The organism is Microbacterium sp. ISL-103, assembly GCF_018613995.1.
Taxonomy (GTDB): Bacteria; Actinomycetota; Actinomycetes; order Actinomycetales; family Microbacteriaceae; genus Microbacterium.
This window is the reverse complement of the sequence record NZ_JAGGPD010000496.1, coordinates 1-1359: the sequence shown is the minus strand read 5'-3', so window position 1 is coordinate 1359 and position 1359 is coordinate 1. Positions and strand designations below refer to the sequence as shown.

Annotated in this window: 2 protein-coding genes; both read right to left on the bottom strand. The window is 70.1% G+C overall.

Translation table 11 applies throughout. From position 1 onward, the window contains the following. A partial coding sequence (locus tag J7E68_RS16515; RefSeq protein ID WP_215174431.1) for an ATP-binding cassette domain-containing protein occupies positions 1 to 175 on the bottom strand: 175 nt, incomplete at its 3' end. Continuing rightward, the gene (locus J7E68_RS16510) at positions 172 to 1245 is read right to left on the bottom strand and encodes an iron ABC transporter permease (protein WP_215174429.1); all 1074 of its coding nucleotides are present in this window, start codon (positions 1243 to 1245) and stop codon (positions 172 to 174) included. The genes J7E68_RS16510 and J7E68_RS16515, both read right to left, overlap by 4 nt. Between the last annotated feature and the right edge of the window lie 114 nt (positions 1246 to 1359).

Sequence of the window (1359 nt, the reverse complement as noted above, 5' to 3'; positions counted from 1 at the left end):
CGCCCGCGAGAACCCCGAACATCGTCGACTTGCCCGCGCCGTTCGGGCCGACCAGGGCGTGGATCTCGCCGGCTCTGACCTCGATCGAGGCATCGTCGAGGATCGCGCGGCCACCGCCGACGACGACCGTGACACCGGTGGCCTGCAGTCGGGTGGCCACATCCCCCACGCTCATGCCCATCCTCCCGACCGTCGGCGCGTGCGCACGAGCAGCCACAGGAAGAAGGGGCCTCCGACGAGCGAGGTGATCATGCCGATCGGCAGATCCGCGAGTGGCACCGCGGTGCGGGCGACCAGGTCGGCGACCGCGATCAGCAGCGCGCCGCCGAGTGCCGACGCGATCATCAGGGGAAGATGCGCGGGGCCGATGAGCATGCGCATCAGGTGGGGCACGACGAGGCCTGCGAATCCGATGATGCCGGCGAAGGCCACGGCGGCGCACACGAGGATCGCGACGGTGACGATCACGACCATCCGCAGCAGTTCGACGTTGACGCCGAGGTGTCGGGCGGTGCGCTCGCCCAGGGCGAAGAGGTCGAGCTGCGGCGACACGATCAGGGCGACGACCACGCCGATGGCGACGAGCGGAGCGACCAGGGCGACGTTCGACCAGAGCGCGCCGTTGAGCGATCCGAGCTGCCAGAACACGATCTGCTCGCGGGTCGACGTCGTGCCGAGAAAGGTGAGGAAGGCCATGCCGGCACCGGCGATCGCGTTGATCGCGATGCCGGTCAGCAGGAGTGTCACGACTTCGGTGCGGCCTCCCGAACGGCTGATGAAGTAGACGGCGAGCACCGCGATCAGCCCGCCGAGGAAGGAGAAGGCGGGGGTGGTCCACATGCCGAACGAGGCGAGGCCCAGCGTGATGCTCGCGGCAGCGCCGAGGGCAGCCCCGGACGAGACGCCCACGACTCCGGCGTCTGCCAGCGGGTTGCCGAAGATGGCCTGCATGAGCACGCCCGACACTGCGAGGGCGGCGCCGACGAGCAGGCCGAGCACGAGGCGGGGGAGGCGCAGGTTGTAGATCACGCCGTAGTCGGTCGCCTCGGTCGGCGCCCAGGCGGTGTCGATGCCGATGCCGCGCAGCAGCACCCCGATGAGGTCGGTCGGCGAGAGCGAATACTGACCACTCGTGATCGACACGATGCAGGTCACGACGAGCGCTGCGAGCAGGCCGATGATGACGAGCGTGAAGCGCAGCCCGCGGTGCCTCGACGGCGTGCGGGTGACGACCTCGCCGCTCACTTCGCGGGCTCGGAGGTCGCGGATTCCGAAGGGGCGTACAGGGCGCGGGCGATCGCCCCGATCACATCGGCCGAGCGGGGACCGAAGCGGAGGATCCCGCTGTCGGCCATGTCG